Annotated in this window: 21 protein-coding genes; 12 read left to right on the top strand and 9 right to left on the bottom strand. The window is 35.5% G+C overall.

Annotated features, from left to right (window positions below):
- Positions 1 to 136: 136 nt before the first annotated feature.
- The 3 genes from FBFL15_RS15555 to FBFL15_RS15545 all read right to left on the bottom strand — a co-directional run bounded on the left by FBFL15_RS15555 (position 137) and on the right by FBFL15_RS15545 (position 3439).
- Positions 137 to 2002: an Nramp family divalent metal transporter gene (locus tag FBFL15_RS15555; RefSeq protein WP_014085464.1), complete on the bottom strand. Its 1866-nt coding sequence runs from the start codon at positions 2000 to 2002 to the stop codon at positions 137 to 139.
- Between the two features lie 61 nt (positions 2003 to 2063).
- Positions 2064 to 2819 carry an NUDIX hydrolase gene (locus FBFL15_RS15550; RefSeq protein ID WP_014085463.1) on the bottom strand — a complete coding sequence of 252 codons (756 nt, stop codon included), beginning with the start codon at positions 2817 to 2819 and terminating at the stop codon, positions 2064 to 2066.
- A gap of 275 nt (positions 2820 to 3094) precedes the next feature.
- Positions 3095 to 3439 (bottom strand): winged helix-turn-helix transcriptional regulator, encoded by a 345-nt coding sequence (locus tag FBFL15_RS15545; protein ID WP_014085462.1) that lies wholly within the window; start codon positions 3437 to 3439, stop codon positions 3095 to 3097.
- A 294-nt stretch (positions 3440 to 3733) separates the two neighbouring features.
- Here FBFL15_RS15545 and FBFL15_RS15540 point away from each other — a divergent pair, with 294 nt between their 5' ends.
- A complete protein-coding gene (locus FBFL15_RS15540; protein WP_014085461.1) occupies positions 3734 to 4111 on the top strand; it encodes a DoxX family protein in 378 nt (125 codons plus the stop codon).
- Complete coding sequence (locus FBFL15_RS15535) at positions 4108 to 4635, top strand: NADPH-dependent FMN reductase (protein ID WP_014085460.1); 528 nt, start codon at positions 4108 to 4110, stop codon at positions 4633 to 4635. Before FBFL15_RS15540 ends, FBFL15_RS15535 begins: the two co-directional genes overlap by 4 nt.
- A gap of 396 nt (positions 4636 to 5031) precedes the next feature.
- On the opposite strand, the gene FBFL15_RS15530 is transcribed toward FBFL15_RS15535, so the two are convergent.
- Entirely contained in the window at positions 5032 to 7167 is a 2136-nt protein-coding gene (locus FBFL15_RS15530) for a Tex family protein (protein ID WP_014085459.1), read from the bottom strand.
- 628 nt (positions 7168 to 7795) lie between these two features.
- On the opposite strand from FBFL15_RS15530, the gene FBFL15_RS15525 reads away from it, so the two are divergent.
- From FBFL15_RS15525 to FBFL15_RS15515, 3 genes are all read left to right on the top strand, one after another.
- Positions 7796 to 8242 (top strand): transposase, encoded by a 447-nt coding sequence (locus tag FBFL15_RS15525; RefSeq protein ID WP_014085458.1) that lies wholly within the window; start codon positions 7796 to 7798, stop codon positions 8240 to 8242.
- 262 nt (positions 8243 to 8504) lie between these two features.
- Positions 8505 to 8819: a hypothetical protein gene (locus FBFL15_RS15520; protein ID WP_014085456.1), complete on the top strand. Its 315-nt coding sequence runs from the start codon at positions 8505 to 8507 to the stop codon at positions 8817 to 8819.
- Positions 8820 to 8871: 52 nt separating this feature from the next.
- Complete coding sequence (locus FBFL15_RS15515; protein WP_014085455.1) at positions 8872 to 9282, top strand: ribosomal maturation YjgA family protein; 411 nt, start codon at positions 8872 to 8874, stop codon at positions 9280 to 9282.
- On the opposite strand, the gene FBFL15_RS15510 is transcribed toward FBFL15_RS15515, so the two are convergent.
- Positions 9252 to 9980, bottom strand: coding sequence for a phosphoglycerol geranylgeranyltransferase (locus FBFL15_RS15510; protein WP_014085454.1), 729 nt, complete (start codon positions 9978 to 9980; stop codon positions 9252 to 9254). The genes FBFL15_RS15515 and FBFL15_RS15510 overlap by 31 nt on opposite strands.
- A 15-nt stretch (positions 9981 to 9995) precedes the next feature.
- The gene (locus FBFL15_RS15505) at positions 9996 to 10655 is read right to left on the bottom strand and encodes a 4'-phosphopantetheinyl transferase family protein (protein WP_014085453.1); all 660 of its coding nucleotides are present in this window, start codon (positions 10653 to 10655) and stop codon (positions 9996 to 9998) included.
- A gap of 150 nt (positions 10656 to 10805) precedes the next feature.
- Between FBFL15_RS15505 and ahcY the strand changes: the two genes are divergently transcribed.
- On the top strand, positions 10806 to 12125 hold the full coding sequence (gene ahcY / locus FBFL15_RS15500; RefSeq protein WP_014085452.1) for an adenosylhomocysteinase: 1320 nt from the start codon (positions 10806 to 10808) through the stop codon (positions 12123 to 12125).
- Positions 12126 to 12315: 190 nt separating this feature from the next.
- Here the strand turns inward: ahcY and FBFL15_RS15495 are convergent, their stop codons facing one another.
- The 3 genes from FBFL15_RS15495 to proC all read right to left on the bottom strand — a co-directional run bounded on the left by FBFL15_RS15495 (position 12316) and on the right by proC (position 15004).
- A complete protein-coding gene (locus FBFL15_RS15495) occupies positions 12316 to 13242 on the bottom strand; it encodes a DMT family transporter (RefSeq protein WP_014085451.1) in 927 nt (308 codons plus the stop codon).
- Between the two features lie 90 nt (positions 13243 to 13332).
- Positions 13333 to 14166 (bottom strand): NAD-dependent epimerase/dehydratase family protein, encoded by an 834-nt coding sequence (locus tag FBFL15_RS15490; protein WP_014085450.1) that lies wholly within the window; start codon positions 14164 to 14166, stop codon positions 13333 to 13335.
- 61 nt (positions 14167 to 14227) lie between these two features.
- The gene (gene proC / locus FBFL15_RS15485) at positions 14228 to 15004 is read right to left on the bottom strand and encodes a pyrroline-5-carboxylate reductase (RefSeq protein WP_014085449.1); all 777 of its coding nucleotides are present in this window, start codon (positions 15002 to 15004) and stop codon (positions 14228 to 14230) included.
- Positions 15005 to 15677: 673 nt separating this feature from the next.
- On the opposite strand from proC, the gene serS reads away from it, so the two are divergent.
- The 6 genes from serS to FBFL15_RS15455 all read left to right on the top strand — a co-directional run bounded on the left by serS (position 15678) and on the right by FBFL15_RS15455 (position 23532).
- Positions 15678 to 16949, top strand: a complete 1272-nt coding sequence (gene serS / locus FBFL15_RS15480; protein WP_014085448.1) for a serine--tRNA ligase — start codon at positions 15678 to 15680, stop codon at positions 16947 to 16949.
- Between the two features lie 383 nt (positions 16950 to 17332).
- Entirely contained in the window at positions 17333 to 19114 is a 1782-nt protein-coding gene (locus FBFL15_RS15475) for a tetratricopeptide repeat protein (RefSeq protein ID WP_014085447.1), read from the top strand.
- 25 nt (positions 19115 to 19139) lie between these two features.
- Positions 19140 to 19454, top strand: coding sequence for a DUF4286 family protein (locus FBFL15_RS15470; protein ID WP_044032642.1), 315 nt, complete (start codon positions 19140 to 19142; stop codon positions 19452 to 19454).
- Between the two features lie 66 nt (positions 19455 to 19520).
- Positions 19521 to 20300 (top strand): 16S rRNA (adenine(1518)-N(6)/adenine(1519)-N(6))-dimethyltransferase RsmA, encoded by a 780-nt coding sequence (gene rsmA / locus FBFL15_RS15465; RefSeq protein WP_014085445.1) that lies wholly within the window; start codon positions 19521 to 19523, stop codon positions 20298 to 20300.
- Positions 20290 to 21639 (top strand): magnesium transporter, encoded by a 1350-nt coding sequence (mgtE, locus tag FBFL15_RS15460; protein ID WP_014085444.1) that lies wholly within the window; start codon positions 20290 to 20292, stop codon positions 21637 to 21639. The genes rsmA and mgtE overlap by 11 nt, the downstream gene beginning before the upstream one ends.
- A 63-nt stretch (positions 21640 to 21702) precedes the next feature.
- The gene (locus tag FBFL15_RS15455; protein ID WP_014085443.1) at positions 21703 to 23532 is read left to right on the top strand and encodes a DUF4139 domain-containing protein; all 1830 of its coding nucleotides are present in this window, start codon (positions 21703 to 21705) and stop codon (positions 23530 to 23532) included.
- Positions 23533 to 23540: the final 8 nt, after the last annotated feature.

The raw sequence follows: 23540 nt of genomic DNA, 5'->3' as shown, positions 1-23540 counted from the left end.
TTTTATAAATATATTTGGAATGAGTTACGGACAGTCATATATTTATAACAAAACAATCATGAAAAGCACCACTTGAACCCTTCAGGTTCGGAAATTTATAAACTATATAAATACTAAGTATTAAATTATAAAAATTTTATTTTACAATATATAATGGAATTTCAATTTGATGACGAAGTTTATCTACGGTTGTTCCAAAAATCAAATCTTTAATGCCTGTATGTCCGTGAGTACCCATTACTAATAAATCAAAATGGTGTGTTTTGATTAAATGGGGGATAACTTTGTATGGTTTTCCGAATCCTAATAATACCTCAACTTTATAACCTCTGTCTATTAATTGGGTTTGGTATTGTTGCAACAATTTTTCGTCTATATGGGTTTCATGGTCCAGAATGTGTTTGCCATATACTAATGCACCCACCGTTTCTACTACGTGTATTAGGGTATATTGTGCTTTTTTGCCTCCTAAATCAAAAGCATTTTGTAGGGCCTTTTGATCAGCTTTAGTGAAATCTATGGCAATGGCAATGTTTTTTAAATCAGACGATTGGTGGTCTAAATAAGTAAAATGGACTGGATGTGGCGAATGGTTGTGGTCCAAAAACGGATTGCGACTTATAAAAGGCTTGATGGTAAGATACAACAACAATCCTAAAAAAAACACGGCTAGCGGTACAACGGTAAGGTATAGAATTAAAGGGTTTTGAGTTTCTTGAATCCATAGGTATAATTGTTCAAAAACCAATTTGGCATTGAGCGATACAATAATCAAGGCAATCAACCAAGCTACAATCTGAGTTAATGGTTTTATTTGAAAACCTTTCATTTTTTGAGGATCACTTACAAAATGGATGAGTGGAATAATGGCAAAACCCAGCTGAAGACTTAAAACAACTTGACTAAAAATAAGTAGTTTTCCTGTAACGCTTTCGCCAAAAATCAAAATCACTACTACGGCAGGCACAATGGCTATTAGTCTAGTAATCACCCGTCTGACCCAAGGTTGTATGCGTAAATTCAAATAGCCTTCCATAATAATTTGCCCTGCCAAAGTACCCGTTACAGTAGAGCTTTGCCCTGCTGCTATAAGTGCAATTGCAAACAAAATGGGAGCCCATTTGCCCAACAAGGGTTTCATAAGTTGGTGAGCATCTTGAATTTCGGCTACATGAAAATAACCGTTTTTATAAAAGGTAGCTGCTGCCAAAATTAGAATAGCCGCATTGACAAAAAACGCAAAATTGAGTGCTAAAAGGCTGTCAAAAAAATTATATTTGATGGCTTGTTTGATCCCTTCGTTGGTTTGGTTAAATTTTCGGGTTTGAACTAATGACGAATGTAAGTATAAGTTGTGTGGCATTACTGTAGCTCCAATAATTCCAATGGCTATATATAAAGCGTCGTTGTTTGGAATCGAAGGTATAAATCCTTTAAGGAGAGCAGCCGTTTCTGGTTGTGCAAAAAACATTTCAAATACAAACGAAATACCAATAATTAAAACCAAAACAATGATAAAAGCCTCCATTTTTTGAATGCCTTTTTGAATTAGAAAAAGCAATAAAAAAGTATCCAAAACGGTAATAACAACCCCAAAAATAAGCGGTATGTCAAACAAAAGGTTGATGCCTATGGCCATGCCTAAAACCTCGGCCAAATCGCAGGCTGCAATTGCAATTTCGGCCAAAAAATAAAGGATATAATTGATAAACTTAGGATAGGTTTCTCGTGAGGCTTGAGCCAAATCGCGCTGGGTAACAATACCAAGCCTTGCACTAAGGCTTTGCAACAAAAGAGCCATTAAATTGCTCATGAGTAATACCCATAGCAGCTGGTATCCAAACTGGCTGCCACCTGCCAAATCTGTTGCCCAGTTGCCCGGATCCATGTAACCCACACTTACTAAATAGGCAGGGCCAAAAAAAGCCATTATTCGCCGATAAGTAGATTTTTTGTGTAGTGTCGAAACACTTTGATGTACTTCTTCTAATGATTTGCTCATAAAAAAATGGGTGTTTTTTTGTTATCAAAAACTCAAAATAGGGTAGGGGTGGTGCTTTCAATTACCACCCTTGATTGATGCCGTTTTTTAATACTTCTTCATATTTTTGTTTGTCAAATCGAAAATAATTTGGAGCTTTGTGGGCAACTTTAGTTTTTTTCTCATCTAATTTGATGATGATTCCAATATGGGTAATCTTTCTTAAAAAATTGCGTCGGTCCAATTGTCGCCCTAAAATAGTTTCATACAATTTTTGTAATTCGGGAATTGTAAATTTTTCTGGAAGCAATTTGTATCCAATGGGCAACAAATTTAGTTCTTTTTGTAATGTTTCAAGGGCTTTGTCTAAAATATCTTTATGATCTATGATAAATTCGTACGACGCTCTAGGATCTATCCATTCCATTGCTTCAGATTTTTTTGATTTAGAAAATTTAATATCTCTAAAATTGACCAAGGCATAATAACCAATAGAAACAAATCGTTGCAAGTACCATGCTTGGTCTTTTTCGGATATTTTCAATTCTTTAAATGCTTGAGGAGTAAAGTTATTTTCGCTACGGGTAACGTGTCCAAAAGCGGCAAACTGCCGAAGAAAAATGCCTTTCAAACCCGTTCTTTTAAAAAGAATGTTATGGGCTGCAGTGTCCAAATCCTCCTCTTTTTTGATAAATCCACCAGGCAACGACCATTTGGAATGGTATGCAGACTTGATGGCCAACACCTTTAACTGGTTGTCATGAAAACCAAATATGACACAGTCTATGGATAATCCTGGAATATATTCGTTGGTGTCTATCAATATTGGTTCAATCATAATGAGGGTAATTTGTTTAAAAAAAATAAATAAAGTAACTTAAATTTGAAATAGTGTTTGGTATTTCAAAATATTGATGCCATTTCCATTTTCAAAACCATTTCAATGCGGTAAAGATACAACGATGATTTTGGTTTTGCAAGATATAGGTTTGATGTTGCTTTTATACAAAAAAGATTAGTAACCATTGTTTGTAACATCATGAGGCTATTTTGTGGAATAAAAACAATTGAATTTATCCAAAATAAGGCCTTCATAAAATGTTTAATTTTTATTTATTTCCTAAGGCCTTCATTCCGAAAATGAATGCCCCAATTTAAAATTTCTTCTAATAAACCATTCATTGACTGTCCAAGCGGTGTAAGTGAATATTCTGTAGTAACGGGCATGGTATCGTGTAGCGTACGCTTGATAATTTGATTTATTTCTAAGGCTTTCAACTCTTGTGATAGCATTTTGGGCGAAATACCAACAATATCTTTTTGTATTTCACCAAAACGCTTATTTCCATAAGTCAAAGAAATGATAATTGGAATTCGCCATTTTCCTTGAATAACATCTAGCGCATCTCTTGTTGCCATCAACCGTATCCGACAAATATCTTCTTTATGATTCATCATTTTTTTGGGATTAAGGAGTACTTACCTTTAAGTAATACCAAATATATTTATAAAATAGTCCAAAGATGCGTAGTTATTTTTTAGAAAAAATTTTCAAAAAAAATCGTTGCATAGCTGGGCTACGGAACTATTTTTTTTTGAATAATTTTAGCAAAAAAGAACAAGTAGATTGGACTATTTTATATGTATATTTGGTATAACTACTTACCATTGGGTAATAACTATATTTTAGAAAGTAAAATTACGTATATTTGTTTCATAATTTTGTAAAACAACAAATAAATTTTAAAAAAAATGACAGCAAAGACTAAAAAAATCATTTATTGGGTGCTTACAGGCTTGGTAGCCTTTGTATTTATTGGCAGTGCCATAGGAAAATTAACTGCAAATGACCAAGCGTTACAAATGGCAGAAGGATTTGGACTCAATGCCCAAAGTTATACCATGTTGGGGGTTGTAGAAATAGTAAGTGCCCTCTTTTTTATTTATCCTCGAACTGGAATTATCGGGACACTACTATTGGCAGCTTATATGGGTGGTGCAATTGCCACACATTTAGAGCATGGTCAATCTGTAATTGCACCTTGTATCATTCAAGCTTTTGTATGGATGGTAGCCTTGTATCGTTTTCCAGAATTACAAACAAGAATTTTAAACACAAAACAATCATGAAAATTCTAGCCATTGGAGGGAGTAACTCTAAAAATTCTATCAACAGAGCCTTGGCAAACTTTACGGCTCAATTATTTATTGGCTCAACCGTTTCAACTGTAGATATTAGTTTGCTGACAATTCCCATTTATAGCATTGACAATGAAAATGATCTGGGAATTCCAAATGAAGTTACTGCTTTTGCAAATCAAATAGATGAAACAGACTTAATTATCTTGTCATTGGCAGAAAACAATGGATCTTTTAATGTGGGGATAAAAAACATTTTAGATTGGACTTCTCGCATCAAAGACAGAAAAACCTTTAATAACAAGCCAATGCTTTTAATGGCAACTTCGCCAGGTGCCAGAGGTGGGACAACCGTATTGGAATCGGCAAAAATGTTATTGCCATTTTCTGGAGCTGATATAAAAGCCACATTTTCATTACCAAGCTTTTACCAAAATTTTGATTTAGAAAAAGGCATAACAAATGTTGAACTATTAGATAATTTGAAAACCATTATTAAAAATTTGGACAATTAATCTAGCATTTTACCAAAATATATTTATAAAATAGTCCTAAGATGCGTAGTTAATTTTTAGAAAAATTTAAAAAAAATAGTTTCATAGCTGGGCTACGGAACTATTTTTTTTTAATAATTTTAGCAAAAAAGAACCAATAGATTGGACTATTTTATATGTATATTTGGTATAACTTTTAAATTTGATACTATTAGATTAAATAGCTAAAAAACCACTATAAAGCAAGTAAATTCGGAAGACATAAACTTTGTAGTACCAAGAAGTGATGTTTGAAAGTGATTATTAAACAGTAAATTTGAAACCTATATTTTAAATCCTCAAATTTCTTATCCTCAAGTAGTTCTAACCTGTAATTCATAAAAAGTTTATAATTATACGACAAATATACAAAAAAAACTATACCACCATCGTCAATTGCACCCGTTTTCTGGCTTCGTCCACCTCAACTACTTTTACTTGAACGTGTTGGTGCATTTTTACGACTTCGTTCACATCCGATACAAAGCCTTCTTTTAATTGCGAAATGTGAACCAATCCGCTTTCTTTGATGCCCAAATCTACAAAGCAACCAAATGCCGTAATGTTGTTCACAATACCCGGTAAAATCATGCCGGTTCGCAAATCGGAAATGGAACGCACATTGGGGTCAAATTCAAAAATCTTTGCCGCTTTTCTTGGGTCCAATCCGGGTTTTTCAAGCTCTTTCAAGATGTCTTTTAAAGTCAAAATTCCTATTTCTGGCGTAATGTATTGCTCGGGTTTTATGAGTTTGATCTTGTCTTTATTGGCAATTAATGCCTCGGTTTTGATGCCTAAATCTTTTGCCATTTTTTCAACAATAGAATACGCTTCGGGATGCACTGCCGAATTGTCTAGCGGGTTTTTTCCATCTTTAATTCGAATGAATGCTGCCGCTTGCTGATATGCTTTTTCGCCCAATCGTGGTACTTTTTTGAGTTGCTTTCTATCTTCAAAAGGCCCATTTTCTGCACGATAGGCCACTATGTTTTCTGCCATTTTTTCGCCAATGCCCGACACATAACGCAGCAACGATTTGCTCGCCGTGTTGATGTTGATGCCCACAGAATTCACGCTACTAACCACCGTGGTGTCGAGTGCCGTTTGCAATTTGCTCTGGTCCACATCGTGCTGGTACTGCCCTACTCCAATGGATTTTGGATCGATTTTTACCAACTCCGCCAACGGATCCGAAAGCCGCCGCCCAATAGAAACCGAACCCCGAACCGTTACATCGTAACTTCCAAATTCTTCTCTTGCAATTTTGCTTGCTGAATACACCGAAGCACCCGCCTCCGATACCACAAATACCTGAACTGGCTTGTCGAAAGCAATTTTCTTGATAAAAAATTCCGTCTCACGGCTTGCCGTTCCGTTTCCAATAGAAATAGCTTCAATATTATAAGCATTCACCATGGAACGAATTTTTTTCATTGCCATAGCCGACTCGTTTTGTGGTGCATGCGGATAAATGGTTTCGTTGTAGAGCAAATCGCCTTTTTCGTCCAAACAAACTACCTTACAACCACTTCTAAAACCTGGGTCGATGGCCAAAATTCGCTTTTCGCCCAAAGGAGGTGCCAATAACAATTGACTCAAATTGCCTGCAAAAACGGCTATGGCTTTCGTGTCGGCTTTGGCTTTGGCTTCTTGCAAAGTTTCATTGGAAATTGCGGGCTCTAGCAAGCGTTTGTAACTGTCTTTTATGGCCAATTCCAAATGTGTTTTGGCCTCCGATCGTTGATTTTTGATGACGTTTTGTGATATAAAATCAATCGCCTCTTCTTTTTCGATGGCTACATTCAGTTTGATAAAACCCTCGGCTTCTGCACGCAACATGGCCAATAATCGATGCGAAGGTGCTTTTGAAATGGGTTCCGACCAATCAAAATATTGGGAGAATTTCTGGGCGGCTTCGTCGTCTTTCTTGGCTTTGACTACCTTGGAACCAATTTCGGCTTTGCGTTGAAACGTCCTACGCAAGTTTGTTCTTATATAAATGTTTTCGTTAATCCATTCGGCAATAATATCACGAGCACCTTGCAAGGCTTCATCTTCATTCAACACCTTGTCGTTCAAATATTTAGATGCCATAAAATCAATATCATCATTGTTTTGACTCATGATAATTTTGGCCAAGGGTTCCAAGCCCTTTTCACGAGCCACATCGGCTTTGGTTTTTTTCTTTTTCTTATATGGCAAATACAAATCTTCCAATTCTTGCAAGTCAAAACTTTGGGTTATTTTTTTAGACAATTCGGGGCTTAATTGGCCTTGCTCTTCTATAGATTTCAAAACGGCTTCTTTGCGTTTGACAATCTCTTCAAATTGCTTGTTGAGTTTGGCAATTTGTTCGATAACCACCTCGTCCAAATTGCCTGTTTGGTCTTTTCGGTATCGAGATATAAACGGAATCGTACAATCCTCTGAAAGTAGTTGTAATGTTGCTTCGAGTCCTTTTATGCCACTTTGAGGCATTTGCAAAGCCTTTTGAATGTATTGAATATGGGTCATTTGAAATTTTTTATAAGCACCAAAAATAATATTTACAATTGAAATGCCCTCTATATTATGGATAAATATTTTTATGGTTTTAAATTTTAAATTACGTTGCTATTTGTATGAAATACTTCTCAAAATTGACTCCATAATTTGTTTTGAACTTTTAAATACTAACTAATGTTTATTAGTAAGGCCATATCATTTGTTGTGTTTTAATATAAATGTATGAAATATTAATTTTGAAACTACATGTCAGCTACACATTTTAATATAAAAAAACTACACATTTTACGCATATATCCATTATTTTTTTAATGGTGCATAAATTTTTTAATATATTAAATAATTAATTTTCAATTGTTTGAAATAAAATGATGTGAAAATATATTTCAATATGTATGTATTGTGTATAATCAAAGGGCAACTAAAACTTATATTGTATATAAATTTGACACAACAATACAAAAAGGAAAAACAAATTTAAGTTCAAGAATTTTTTGGTTTGTTTGGATTAGGCTCAGGAATTTTTTATTAATAACAATTGCATAAATTTTATTATAAAAATTTATTATAAAATAGGTCAGGTACGTTTAGGGATTTTAAAATTAATTTACAATAAAACTTATTAAATTTATTTTTTATGAAAAAAAATACAAAAAATATTCATATTGGTTCCATTTTAGAACAATCTGTTGAGGAACAAAATATTTCGTTAGAACGAATTGCAAAATATTTTAAATGTTCTATAGACGATGTAGAAAAAATGTTTTTAGATAAGAGTTTAGATTCTGAACAGTTACTCAAATGGTGTAAATTATTGAAATACGATTTTTTTAGATATTACACGGGGCATCTTATTCTATATCATGGTATTTCTACTAGTGTTCGCAAACAAGCTGATAAAAATATGCAAGGTTTTTTTAAAAAAAATGTGTACACTGTTCAAATTAAGAATTATATATTAGACGGTATAAATAAAAATAAATTTACAATTAATGAAGTTATGGACAAGTATAATATTCCTAGAACTACTATTTACAATTGGCTCAGAAAAGAAACAGTAATAGATTATAAATTAAACAACTAGAATTGATGACTTATATAAAAGTAAAATCAAAAAGAAAAATATTTAACAGAAACGAAATATCCGAAATCTTGGCGTTTCAACGGTGCAATCATTTAGACGACAATGAAGTTTCGCTATTTTTTAAAATCAAGCCTAAACAACTACAACGTCTGAAATTGATTCACCATAAATTTTTGACACCTATAAGCTTGTTTGCTAGTAGTGATGAAAAATAATGGATTTGCTTTGAATAAACTTTATGAACTAAAAACTTTTTAATATTATGAAACCTAATTATTATCAATTATATTCGGACATGTTTGACGAAAAAATTATATCGAATTTGAAGAAAGATTTGAGTTTTTTAAAAAAAGAAAACGTATCAAATTTAGACATTATCAATTTTGATCAAGAAATCAATCTTCATTCAAAAAGTCATAACTTTGAAAATCAAAAATTGAGGTCTTATGACGAAAACTCAATTACAAAGGTTTTGTCATATCAAAAAGAATATGCTCTAACGGATTATCAAACCTCTTTACATTTTAAAATTAGCCGCAATACTCTAAGAAAATGGCGGAATTATTACAATAGATAAATTATTTTTTTCTTGATTTTTTATTAATTTTGTTTTTATAAAATTTTTACTAATGATAGGTTTCAATGCATCATACCTGTATTTTGCTGTGTTGCTTTTTATAACAGAAGTTTGCATAGCTGTTTTTGTTCACGATTCATTTGTTAGGCCTTATTTGGGCGATGTTTTGGTAGTTATTTTATTGTATTGTTTTTTTAAAATTTTTTTAAAAACCAATGTGCTCAAAATGGCTTTTGCTGTTTTATTAATGTGTTTTTTTATCGAATTTTTACAATATATTGCCATTCTCAAAACGTTACATTTGCAAAACGTCCAATGGCTTCAAATCGTATTGGGCCATTCGTTTTCTTGGTTGGACATGCTCTGTTATATGACTGGTTTTTTTTTGATACTCTTTTTGGAATACAACATTAGGCCGTTGCTGAATTTTAATCAAAACAAAAATAAATTTTCAAAAAAATGATTGTCGTTTTCAAAAGCCGTACCAATAACAACTAGGTCTGCACCCGCCTGATATATGGCTGTTATTTGTGCTTGGTTTTTGATGCCCCCGCCAACAATAATGGGTATCGAAATGTGTTGTCTTACTTGTTTGATTATATCTTCCGACACCGATTTGATGGCTCCGCTACCCGCTTCTAAATAAACATATTGGCTTCCCATCATTTCGCCTGCTCGGGCTGTTTGAGCAATATAGCTGGGGTTGTCTTGGCTCATAGGGGTCGTTTGGCTCACCCTTTCAACGGCCGTTGTACAACCTCCGTCTATTAAAATATAACTTGTAGCAATAATTTCAAGATTGGTTTGACTCAAAATGGGTACTGATTGCACCTGAAAATCTATCAAATAATCTGGGTTGCGACCCGAAATTAATGACAAAAACAAAATCCCGTCGGCATGTTTTGATATTTGTGATGGATGACCTGGAAACAACAATATTGGAATGTTCAAATGCTTTTTTGCCTCAATAATTATTTGATCTATTATGTTGTTGCTCACGCTACTTCCACCAACAAACAAGTGGGTTGCCGGTGTTTTTTGGATTTTTAATAATAATAAATTAAGGTTTTCTAAGGCTATTTTATCGGGATCTATCAAAATAGCTAACCCTTTTTGATTCTTTTTTTTGGAGGCCAAAAAGGCTTCATATATTGGTTTCATGAACTTGCTTTTGGGTTAAATAAAGGGCGAATTGTTTTGGTCGGTTTCTGAAATAAACGCATAAACCAAACAAAAATTTTCAACCTCTTGAACATACACATCAAAGCGGGTTGTCGTATTTTCAAACTCTAAAACAGCCTTGGTTTTCAAATCGTTTTTTTGAAAAGCAGCTACCTGAATATGGTCTTTAAAACTGATTCCTTTTTGATTTTGAATTTTAAATATAGCTTCTTTTGCTCCCCAAATATGTGTCAAAACAATCAGATTTTCGGCACTGTTGGTTATAAAATTCATTTTTTGAAAATCGATAAATTTGTTTGCAATTTTCAGAATCTTATCCCGTTGCAACTCTACATCTATCCCCACTTTTTGACGGCTAATAATTAGACAAGCCAAGTCGTGCGAATGACTAATAGAAATATATTTTCCGTCGGATAAATGGGGTTTGCCCGAATCATCATACCACAAATCAACATCCAAGTAGCCCGCCAGTAGCAGCAAATGCCTTACACACAAAAAAGCTTTTTGATGCACTTCAGATTGCATTCCTTGCAATCGGGAGGCACTTTCAGGTTTTAACTCAATTGTAGTTTTTAAATCTGTAAGTTTTTCTGTTATTTTCCAAACAAAAATTTGGGTTTCTGGCGAATGATCTATGATTTTTAATAAAGGCATAAGACTAATTATAAAAGCAAATTTAATTCAAAATATTTGGATTTCAAAATGTTAGCATAATAAACAATTCACAATTTTTGATAAAAATTTTTAAATTCATAACTTATTATGTAATTTTGCAAAAAAATTAAATCTACAAATATACAATAAATGAGTACTACTACATCTATGCCTTATGTGGCTTACAAAGTAAAAGACATTTCTCTAGCAGCATGGGGAAGAAAAGAAATTCAATTGGCCGAAGCTGAAATGCCAGGTTTGATGGCACTTCGTGCAGAATATGCAGCCGAACAACCCTTAAAAGGAGCTCGTATTGCGGGTTGCTTGCACATGACCATACAAACTGCCGTTTTGATCGAAACTTTGATTGCTTTGGGAGCTGAGGTAACTTGGTCTTCTTGTAACATTTTCTCAACTCAAGACCAGGCTGCTGCTGCAATTGCTGCTGCTGGAATCCAAGTATATGCTTGGAAAGGATTAAACGAAGAAGATTTTGACTGGTGTATCGAGCAAACCTTATTCTTTGGCGAAGACAGACAACCGTTGAACATGATTTTGGACGATGGTGGCGATTTGACCAATATGGTTATCGACCGTTACCCTCATTTAGTAGAAGGTATCAAAGGATTGTCTGAAGAAACTACAACAGGAGTACATAGATTATATGAAAGAGTAAAAGCAGGAACATTGCCAATGCCAGCAATTAACGTAAATGACTCGGTTACCAAATCGAAATTTGACAACAAATACGGTTGTAAAGAATCGGCTGTTGATGCTGTTCGTCGTGCAACTGATATCATGTTGGCCGGAAAAAGAGTTGTCGTTTGTGGCTATGGCGACGTAGGTAAAGGCTCTGCAGCCTCTTTCCGTGGCGCTGGTTCTATTGTAACCGTTACTGAAATTGACCCAATTTGTGCTTTGCAAGCTGCAATGGACGGTTTTGAAGTAAAAAGATTGGATACCGTTATTGCAAATGCAGACATTATCATTACTACAACAGGAAATAAAGACATTGTTTTGGGTGCTCATTTCGAAAAAATGAAAGACAAAACCATTGTATGTAACATCGGACACTTTGACAACGAAATAGACATGGCTTGGTTAAACCAAAACTTTGGTCATACCAAAAACGAAGTAAAACCACAAGTCGATATCTACAACGTAAACGGAAAAGACATCATCATCTTGGCCGAAGGTCGTTTGGTAAACCTTGGTTGTGCCACAGGACACCCAAGTTTTGTAATGAGTAACTCGTTTACAAACCAAACCTTGGCTCAAATCGAATTGTGGAAAAACAGTGCAGCTTACAACAACGACGTTTACATGTTACCAAAACATTTAGACGAAAAAGTTGCCGCCTTGCACTTAGCAAAATTAGGGGTAGAGCTAGAAACTCTTCGTCCAGAGCAAGCAGCGTATATTGGTGTCGAGGTTCAAGGCCCTTTCAAACCAGAATATTACAGATATTAGTTGTTAGTGATTAGTTGTTAGACTAGTAAAGAATTGAAAACCCCAATTTCGTGAAGAAGTCGGGGTTTTTTATTTGGAGCTATTTCCAGCTATTCGTTACAATCTTTTCTTTTTTTAAAGAAAAAAAAGAAAAGGATTTCCACTGCTATCTGGGCTAGTGATACCAACTACTACCAAACATACATTCGTACTAAAATGAGGCATTTTTTTTCATCGAACGGTTTACAATATAAATCCCCACAAGCGTAACAAAACCACCAATAGCAAGGGCTACCGTTAATTTTTCGTCAAACAAAACCGCTCCCAACAAAACCGCTACTATTGGATTGATATAGGCATAAATACTATTAACATCGGGAGGCAAATGTTGTAAGGCATAAATAAAGGCAATAAATGTAAGAATAGAACCAAATACCACCAAATATGCAATACTCAACCACGAAATGGCGGGTATTTTCAAAACATTAACTCCAGTTCCTGTTGCTCCCACAAAAGCAAATAGCAACAAACTAGAAATAAACATTTGAATTCCTAACCCAAAATAAGGATTAAAATCGGCTGCTTTTTTCTTGGTATATAAACTGCCAAAAGCCCATGTAATGGTAGAAATAATAGAAATAATGATTCCAAAACTAAAATCAGGATTCAAAAAATCGGCCAAATGATCATAAAAAATAACACACACCCCCGAAAAACTAACCACAAATCCTGTAATGGCAAGTGCTGTAGCTTTTTGCCCCCTAGATATATTGATTATCAAAATCCATAAAGGTACACAAGCCCCAATAATGGCCCCCAAACCACTACTAATATACTTTACACCCCAGGTACTCAATCCATTGCTCAACACAAAATTCAATATACTCAAAATGACAATCATTTTCCATTGTTTGCCTTTTGGCCAAGGAGCTTTTTTATAAGTAAAAAACAAAATGTACAACAACCCACCCAAAAATTGCCTCATACCTGCCAGTTGCAATGCGGGCATGTGTTGTACCCCTTCTTTTGACGCTACCCAAGTAGTTCCCCAAACAATACTAACCCAACAAAGGGCCAAAATAGGCAAACCAATTTGTTGAATTTTTGAAGATAAAAAGGTTTTTAATGGAATAGTCATTTCAAAAAAGGTGTTAGAATTGTACAAAAGCACTCAATATTAGTTGAGCAAAAATAATTTATTTTAACGACATCATGATTGTTTTAAACGTTAAAATTCTAAATCATCTAAATGGTGGTGGTCAAAATGATAATGCAGCACTTTAGTTAAACGATAATTGGCTATGTATTTTAATTTAGATACTGATTGGTCATCAAACTCGGGCATGGGCAAATGCCATTTTTGAGCCAACGATTGATAAAACATTTTCTTACTCGGATGGTAAGGAGCAACCGCATTAAAAAGGGTGTTCCAAACATTTTTGACTACAATTTGCATCAGTATTTCGATAGCATTTTTTAGATGAATCAATAGTATTGGTGCCTCTGGATTGGCAATGTTTTGTTGTCCAGAAAGACTCCAAACGGGGTGTCTTTTAGGACCAACAAGCCCTCCAAATCGAACAATTGTAGTTTCAAATGCCCCATTAGACTGCAACAAGTCTTCTACAATGGCAAGCTGTTGGCCACTTTCGGTTATAGGGTTTGGAGGCGTTTGCTCTGTAATAATCATAGTACTATCAGCATATACCGATGTCGAACTCACAAAAAGTACTTTGCTCACTCCACTATGTTCTATATAAGGCAAAAGGTTTTGTATTTTTTGAACAAAAACCTGCTCGGTGCCCCTTGAGTTTGCTTTTCGAAGCTGTGGCGGAATATTGATAACCAATACCGAAACCCCTTCTAAAAATGTGGCTATATCACCACGAACGCCCTCGCTATCGAGTGAAATACAAAACGGAACGATACCCGCCTCTTTAAGCTCCGTTACTTTTGATGCTGTTGTTGTAGTGCCATTTACTTCAAACCCTTGTTTGATAAAAGCTTTGCACAATGGAAATCCTAACCAACCACAACCCAATACTGCTATTTTTTTGCTCATGCTTTGATATAAAAAAACGCATCAGAGGTGTTCTAATGCGTATAATTTTTTTAAAAATAAATTAACCCACTATTTTTTGTAAAGAGGTTTTAATACCTTTTATCAACGACGAACTAAACCCTTCGTGTTCCATTTCGTTGAGGCCCACAATAGTACAACCTTGTGGGGTTGTTACCCGATCAATCAACTGCTCGGGATGTATTTTTTCGACCAAGGCCATTGTTGCGGCACCTTTGGCGGTTTGCGAGGCAATGGCCAATGCCGTTTGAGCATCAAAACCAATTTCTATTCCCGCTTGCATCGAGGCTCTTATGTATCGTAGGGCATAAGCCGTTCCGCAGGCTCCCAAAACCGTGGCTGCATCCATCAATTTTTCGTCTATAACAGATACGGTGCCTAAATAATCAAATAATGTAATCACTTTTTCAGCCTTGTCTTTGTCTTTTGGCAAATAGGATATACAAGTAGCCGACTCGCCAAAACGGGCTGCAATATTAGGCATTATATGTACAATTGCATGTTGTGTGCCTGTTATTGCTTGTATTTCCTCGATAGACAAGCCACTTACGGCCGATGCTATAGTGGCTTGATTCAAATGGGGCAAAATTTCTTCTAGCACCGCCTGAACCTGATAGGGTTTTATAGTCAAAATAACAATATCAGCTTCCGAAATATGTGTGGTATTGTTTGACGATACTTGAATACCTTCTTTTTCTAAATAACTTATTTTGTCAATGTTTCTGCGGGTTACGGTAACTTTATTCCCTTTGAAAAATTTTGAAATACCCAAAGCAATGGCCACCCCCAAGTTGCCCCCTCCAATGATGTGAATGTTCATAATATTGTTGTTGTGTTGTTGTTTTGAAAGCACAAAGATAACAATACTTTCAAACTATTTCAAATCTTAATATTATTAAATTAATACTAATTTTTAAAATATTATTACATTAAATTCTGATATTATTTATGCAATATAACCCCATGACAATTCCATCAAATATTTGAAGCGTCTGTTTTTTATTTCCCTATAATTACCATCAATTGGCAATATATTTTTGTGGCCTTTCATTTTCAAAAAAGTGCAACTTTAATCATTCAAAATAATTGAAAACCAGAATTTTAAATTAATTTATCAAAAGTTTTAATTCAATATTTTTGAGGCATTTGAATATCTCTTTTTTCAAATCATACAAAATAATTTCTTATTTTTGTTTCCTATTTTAAACCATCTTTGATTTTTTATTCCTAATATGTATTATACCCGATGGTTTTGGATATAATAATCTGTAATTGTGAGGTTTTATGGCTCAAATTTTGCTTTTGTATTACAAATAAAATAGGATTTTTATTGTCTATTTAAGTGCGACGCATCGGGTTGTAGGACTGTAATTAGCGTTATGGTATGGATGTGTTTTTTTACAAAAAAATGTTTATGTTTTAAAATAGCAAGCAATAGGCAATAATAAAAACAAATTCCTTAAATTTGCTGGCATTATTTAAAACAAAAAACAATGTTACAAACTGCATTTATTAGAGACAATCAAGAAAAAGTAATCAAAGCCTTGGCCAAAAGACATCTTGACGCTAGAGCTGTTGTGAAAGAAATCGTTGAATTAGATGAAAACCGTCGGGCTTCGCAAGTGGCTTTAGATACTATTTTGTCTGAATCTAATAAATTATCGAAGGATATTGGCGATTTGATGAAAAACGGCGAAAAAGCCAAAGCCGAAATATTAAAAGCCAAAACGGTTTCGCTGAAAGAAAAAAGCAAAGAACTTGCCGAAATAACCGAGCGATTGTCGCAGCAGCTTACAGAAAAATTATATACGCTTCCAAATTTGCCTGCCGATATTGTGCCAGAAGGCCAATCTGCCGACGACAATTTGAATATTTTTCAAACGGGCGATATTCCAACCTTATATGAAGGGGCGTTGCCACATTGGGATTTGATAAAAAAATATGATATTGTTGATTTTGAGCTTGGTACCAAAATCACAGCACCTGGTTTTCCTGTATATAAAGGCAAAGGAGCCAAATTGCAACGGGCCTTGATAGCTTATTTTTTAGATAAAAATACCGATGCGGGCTATAAAGAATACCAAGTGCCTCATTTGGTGAACGAAGCTTCGGCTTATGGTACGGGGCAATTGCCCGACAAAGAGGGGCAGATGTATCATGATGCCAAAGACGATTTGTATTTGATACCCACGGCAGAAGTGCCTGTTACTAATATATTTAGAGATGTGATTTTGAACGAAAACGAACTGCCTGTTTTGTGTACGGGTTATACACCTTGTTTTAGACGAGAGGCAGGATCGTGGGGAGCTCATGTTAGGGGGCTCAACAGATTGCATCAATTTGACAAAGTAGAAATTGTAAGAATTGAACATCCTGATCGATCTTATGAAGCGCTTGAAGGCATGGTAGAACACGTGAAGGATATTTTGAATGAATTGAAATTGCCTTATCGAATTTTGAGGTTGTGTGGTGGCGATATGGGATTTGCATCGTCTTTGACTTATGATTTTGAAGTTTTTTCGACAGCTCAGGATCGTTGGTTGGAAATCAGTTCGGTGTCCAATTTTGAAACTTTTCAGTCTAATCGTTTGAAATTGCGGTTTAAAGACAAGGAAGGGAAAAACCATTTGGCACACACTTTAAACGGAAGCTCGCTGGCTTTGCCAAGGGTTTTGGCTGGGATTTTAGAAAATTATCAAACGCCCGAGGGTATTGTAATTCCAGAAGTTTTGAGAAGGTATTGTGGATTTGACCTCATAGATTAAGCGGTATTTTTAATTATTGCAAAAGCATGTTGTGGTTTTACATTTGTGTGAAACAAATTTTTAGAAAGCCATTGTTTTGGGATTGAAATGACAAGCTGTTTTGAAAGCGGGCATTTGAAATGTTGTTTGGATTTGCGTGAGGGATAGCAGTGGAAATCCTTATTTTGCCCTTTTTTTGGGCAAAAAAGATTATTTCACAATATGATATTTCTTTTGGAGTTCAATGAACGTTGTTTGAAACGGATAGCCCGACCCGTAGTTTACGGTGGGGCACGCCCAATTTTTTTTTTGGATGTAACAAATGGTGTTGTTATTTATTTTGCCTGTTTTTTTGAAAATATATTATGAGAAGCCACGATAAAAAATAAATATTGATTAGAAATATGAAATTCAAGTATTGTCTGTGTTTAATAATTTTTTTGCACTCGTTGTTGGTTTTGTCTCAAAACGAACAATTGGCACAATATTATTTTGACAAAGGCGAATTTGAAAAAGCACAATTGAGTTATGAGGCCTTGAGCAAAGACATGCCGCAAAATGCTACCTATTTTTTGAAAACGATAGCGTGTTTGCAACAGCTGGAAAAATATGACGAAGCCCAAAAGCGGATAGAAAGTAAGCTCGACGGCCATCCGATAGCTGTATTGTGGATAGAGTTGGGCTACAATTATCAGCGGCAAAAAAACGAAGAGCAAGCCCAAAAATATTATCAAAAGGCGATGGCAATGATTCAAAAAAATCCAGATGAGGTGTATGGGGTGGCTAGTTGTTTTGAACAAAAATCGTTGGTAAATGAGGCATTGCAAGCCTATCAACTGGGAGTTTCCTTGAATCCGAATTTTAATTTTAATTTTCAAATGGCCGTGCTTTATGGCCAAAAAGGACAATCGGATTTGATGGTAGAGAAGCTGTTGGACGAGTCTGCTGCCAATCCTGGTATGCTGCCTGTTATTCAGAATGCGTTGTCGAGGTATTTGGCAGAGGATGCTTCAGGACATTTTGCCGATGTATTGAAAAAGGCATTGATTTTGCGAACACAAAAGGCCCAAGACATTTTTTGGAACCAATTTTTGAGTTGGCATTTTGTGCAACAAAAAGATTTTGGCAAGGCATTTATACAGGAAAAAGCGATTTATAAACGCAGTCCTGATATGTTTTCAAACCTCATCAATTTAGCACAAATGGCAGCAAATGAAGGCGAAATAGCTACTGCCAACGAGGTTTATCAATTTGTATTGGACAACACGAATGACCCTTATTTGAAAGTTCAGGCTTATTATTTTATTGAAAAAATTAAAATTCAAAAGGCCGTTGCTACGGATTATGCTGCAATAGATGTGGCATTAGAAGGCTGGATTCAACAATATGGTATCAATCAAATTACGTTTGATTTGCAAAAACTGCAGGCTCATTTTGTTGCATTTTATCTGAAAAATCCTGAAAAGGCCCAAATGATATTGAAAAGGGCATTGGAATTGCCGTTGAGTTATACCCAAATGGGAGAAGCCAAAATGGAATTGGCCGATATTTTATTGTATCAGGAAAAATTTAATCAGGCTTTGATTTATTATTCGCAAATAGAAAATGACTTAAAGAATGATGTTATCGGGCAAGAAGCGAGTTTGAAAATTGCCAAAACGAGTTATTTTCAAACGGATTTTGAATGGGCCAACAAGCAATTGTCTGTATTGAAAACGGCTTCGACACAATTGATTGCAAACGATGCGATAGATTTGTATTTATTGATAAGCGATAACACGGTGTCCGATTCGACACAAACGGCTTTGAAAAAATTGGCCCATGCAGACTTTTTGGTTTATCAAAACAAAAATGAGGCTGCCCTAGAGGCTTTCAAAAAAATACTGACCGAGCATGCTACAGACGAAATTGTGCCAGTAACACTGTATAGAATGGGCAAAATATATGAAACAATGGAGCAATGGGATATGGCCTTAGCACATTATCAGCAAATTATAGACCGCTTTCAAGATGGGATATATGCAGACGAGGCTTACTATTTTTCGGGAAATATCTGGAGTCAAAAACAAGATGTAGCAAAGGCCAAAGCCTGCTACGAGGCCGTTATTATGCACCACGAAGACAGTATTTATTACACAGATGCCCAACGAAAGTACAGGCAACTACGGGGAGATAAGGCTTTATAAACAATAGCAAAAGCACTACAAAATGATGATAATATACAATGTAACAATAAATATTCAAGAGAGTGTCCACGACCAGTGGCTGCAATGGATGCACAACATACACATACCCGAAATGCTGGCCACGGGCAAATTTTTGTCGGCCCGACTAGTCAAGGTATTGATAGAAGAGGACATGGGAGGCATTACTTATTCGGTTCAATATACAACCGATAGCAAAAATACATTAGAGCGGTATTATTTGGAAGATGCACCAAAACTTCGAGAGGCATCGTTGAAACTTTTTGGGGATAAAATGTTGGCTTTTAGAACAGAATTGGAATTAATTGCAGACTATCAATAACGTTTTAAAACCCTATCCAATTCTTTTTTTATTAACAAACAATTTTTGCCCATTGGGCTAAAAAACATGGAACAAGTAAAAGCCAAAAAACACCTCGGACAACATTTTTTAAAAGACGAAAGCATTGCACAAGCCATAGCCGACACTCTTGAATTGGAGGGTTATGATCATGTGTTGGAAATAGGGCCAGGTATGGGGGTTTTGACCAAATATTTGTTAGCCAAGCCCATAACAACTTATGTAATAGAAATAGACAAAGAATCTGTAACGTATTTGGATGCCAAATACCCAGCCTTGAAAGGCAAAATAATATCGGAAGACTTTTTGAAATACAATATTCAAAAAATATTTGAAGACAAACAATGGGCAATTATTGGGAATTTTCCGTATAATATTTCGACTCAAATTGTGTTTAGGGTGTTAGAATATCGAAATCAAATACCTGCCTTTTCGGGTATGTTTCAAAAAGAAGTAGCCGAACGGATTTGCGAGAAAAAAGGGAGCAAAGCTTATGGTATTTTATCGGTATTGGTACAGGCTTTTTATGAGGCAACCTATCTTTTTACGGTAGATGAACACGTTTTTAATCCGCCGCCAAAAGTCAAATCGGGTGTATTACGATTGATACGAAAAGACAATTACAGTTTGCCATGTGGCGAAAAATTGTTTTTTACGGTGGTTAAAACCGCTTTTCAACAACGACGAAAAACATTGCGAAATAGTTTGAAAACATTAAATTTGTCGGACAAATTGCGAGAAGACAGCCTTTTGGATAGCCGTCCGGAGCAATTGAGTGTTGCAGAATTTATAGCTTTAACCCAAAAAATTGAAGCCGATGGAGTTTAAAATAAGCAAAGATTTAATTGTTCAGATAGAACAACTTATTGAAAATAAAGCCGATAACGAACTAGAAATTTTGTTGTCGGATTTGCATCATGCCGATATTGCCGAGGTTTTAGACGAATTGAATTTTGATGAAGCTACTTATATTTTTAGGCTTTTAGAGTCAGACGTTACCTCTGAAATACTTTTGGAACTAGAGGACGATTTGCGAGAAAACATTTTGAAACGCTTGTCGCCTAAAGAAATTGCCGAAGAGTTGGATGAGTTGGATACAGATGATGCGGCAGATATTATTGGCGAATTGTCTCAAACTAAGAAGCACGAGGTTATCTCGGAACTTTTGGACGTAGAGCATGCCAAAGATATTGTAGAATTGTTGCGTTATGACGAAGATACAGCAGGAGGATTGATGGGGAAAGAGTTAGTCAAAGTCAATGAAAACTGGAGTGTCATTACCTGTATGAAAGAAATGCGGATTCAGGCCGAACACGTTTCAAAAGTACATTCGATTTATGTGGTTGATGATGAAAACCGCCTCAAAGGGAGGCTATCGTTGAAGGATTTATTGACTACATCTACCAAAACTCAAATTGCCGATGTGTATATTCCGAAATTGAATTTTGTAAACGTAGATACTAAAGATGTAGAAGTGGCACGAATCATGCAAAAATATGATTTGGAAGCCATCCCCGTAGTAGATGAATTGGGCAGGCTTGTGGGTCGTATTACGATTGACGATATTATAGACGTTATCAAGGAAGAGGCCGATAAAGATTATCAATTAGCAGCAGGTATTACGCAGGACGTTGAAACAAACGACAGTATTTTAGAACTCACAAAAGCTCGAATCCCTTGGCTTTTGATGGGCATGCTTATCGAGTTGCTAGCTTCGCAAGTATTGGACAACAACCAAGCCGCTTTTAAGAAATATACTACCCTGTTTATATTTGTTCCTTTGCTTTCGGCAACTGCTGGCAACATTGGGGTACAGGCTTCGGCCATTGTGGTACAAGGATTGGCAAATGGCACACTAAAAGAATTTAGTCGTAATTATTTTAGCAAAGAAATTGCGGTTGCAATGATTTCTGGAACCATCATTTCGATGATCCTTTTAGGCTATCATACCATTATGTTTGGTCAAATTCAAGTAGGAATTGCTATTTCTATTTCTATTATTGTTGTTATTTTGTTTGCAGCCACGCTAGGAACATTAGTACCTCTTTTTTTACATAAAAATAAAATAGATCCTGCTATTGCAACAGGACCTTTTATCACAACTACTAATGATGTTATAGGTATTTTTTTGTATTTTAGTATAGCTAAATTGATTTTGAATTTTTAATTATTGTTTCGTCCCAACCTTTTGTGTCAAATAAGGCTCTATGTTTTTAAACCTTAAAAATGTATGGACATGAAAAAAATTCTTTTTGCAATCTTAATCGGTATTTCGGCAGTTTCTTTTGCTCAAAAACCGATTTTTACGACCGCTAAAATCAAAAGTGCAACTGTTTATAGTAATGGTGCCGAGCTAAACCACACCACATCAGTAGCTTTGCCTATGGGGGTGAGTGAAATTGTGGTTAAAAACGTGGCCGATTATGTTAATGAAAACACCATCCAAATTGGTGTGCCCGCCCATGTTACGGTGCTTTCGGTTCAATTTACCAAAAATTATATTTCCGAGTTTGAAATAGACGAAACCAACCCAACCATCAAAAAAGTGCGAGACAGTATTGCAATACTTCAGAAAGAATTGAGTAAGTTGGATACGGAAAAAACCGCCCATACCAAAAGCATCGAACTGCTAGACAAAAACCAAAATGTGGCTGGAGCCAATACAGGATTGAACGTTGCCGAACTCATGAAACTAGTGGATTACTACAACCTGAAACACCGAGACTTGCGAAATGCCATTCATTCCATTGAAGAAAAAGAAGCCAAAACAAATTGGAGGCTTGAAAAATTGAACAACAAACTGGAATTGAACACCCAAAAAGAAGAAAGTGCCTCGCAAGGAAAATTGATACTGCAAGTTATGGCAGACATGACCAGCACCGTAAATTTTGACATCAATTACCTTACTGCAAATGCGTCGTGGCAACCGTTTTACGATTTGCGTGCCGACAACATCAACACGGCAATCAACCTAAAATACAAAGCAAAAGTAACCCAAAACACAGGAATAGACTGGAAAAAAGTAAAATTAACCCTTTCTAGCGGCAACCCAACCCAAAACAATACCGCCCCAATTTTGAATGCGTGGTTTTTGAAATATGGTAATTCATACAAACAAGGTTATTTGAATAGCACTTCAAATGTAATCCAATCTTTGCAAGGAAAAGTAGCTGGTGTGCAAATAAGTGATGCTTCTGGAGCTCCTGGTATTGATAAAAAGATCATAATCAGAGGAGCCGCTTCAATCGATAAAAATGCAGAACCTTTGTATGTTGTAAACGGTTCTATAATTTCTAAAGAAGCCTTTCAAAGCATCAATCAAAATGCCATAAAATCCATGAACGTACTCAAAGGGGAAAATGCAACCTCGGTTTATGGCAGTGAAGCAGCCTATGGTGTGATTGAAATAACCACCAAAAATAGTGACGATTATACCTCCATTGAAGAACAAGAACTCAACATTTCGTTTGATATAGACATTCCTTACGATATTTTATCCAACGGCAAAGCCCATAGTGTAGCTCTGAAAGATCTTAAAATTCCGGCAACCTACAAATATTATGCTGCACCAAGAGTAGAAAAAGAGGCCTTCTTATTAGCTGAGGTTAGCGATTATTCTAAATTCAATTTGTTGCCTGGCGAAGCCAACATCATTTTTGAAGGAATGTATGTGGGCAAAACAACCATCAACCCCAACCAAACCGCAGACACCCTGAATTTGAGCATGGGCAGAGACAAAAAAATAGCCATCAAGCGAGAGAAAGTAGCAGACAAGTCGGGGACAAAATTCCTTTCTGGCTACAAAGAACAAATGTTTACGTATGACCTTACGGTAAAAAACAACAAAAAAGAAGCCATAAACATGCTGCTCAAAGACCAATACCCTATCAGTACCGACAAAGACATTACAATAGAATTGCTAGAAAATGGCAAAGCAAATACCAATGCCGAAACAGGTATATTAACATGGCAACTCAAACTAGAGGCTGGCGAAAGCAAGAAAATAAGAATTAGCTACAAGGTAAAATATCCAAAAGATAAAATTATTGAAAATTTGTAGCATATATT

Origin of the sequence: Flavobacterium branchiophilum FL-15, assembly GCF_000253275.1 — a bacterium.
Lineage (GTDB): Bacteria > Bacteroidota > Bacteroidia > Flavobacteriales > Flavobacteriaceae > Flavobacterium > Flavobacterium branchiophilum.
The sequence above is the reverse complement of the archived record's forward strand: the minus strand, read 5'-3'. Positions and strand labels throughout refer to the sequence as shown.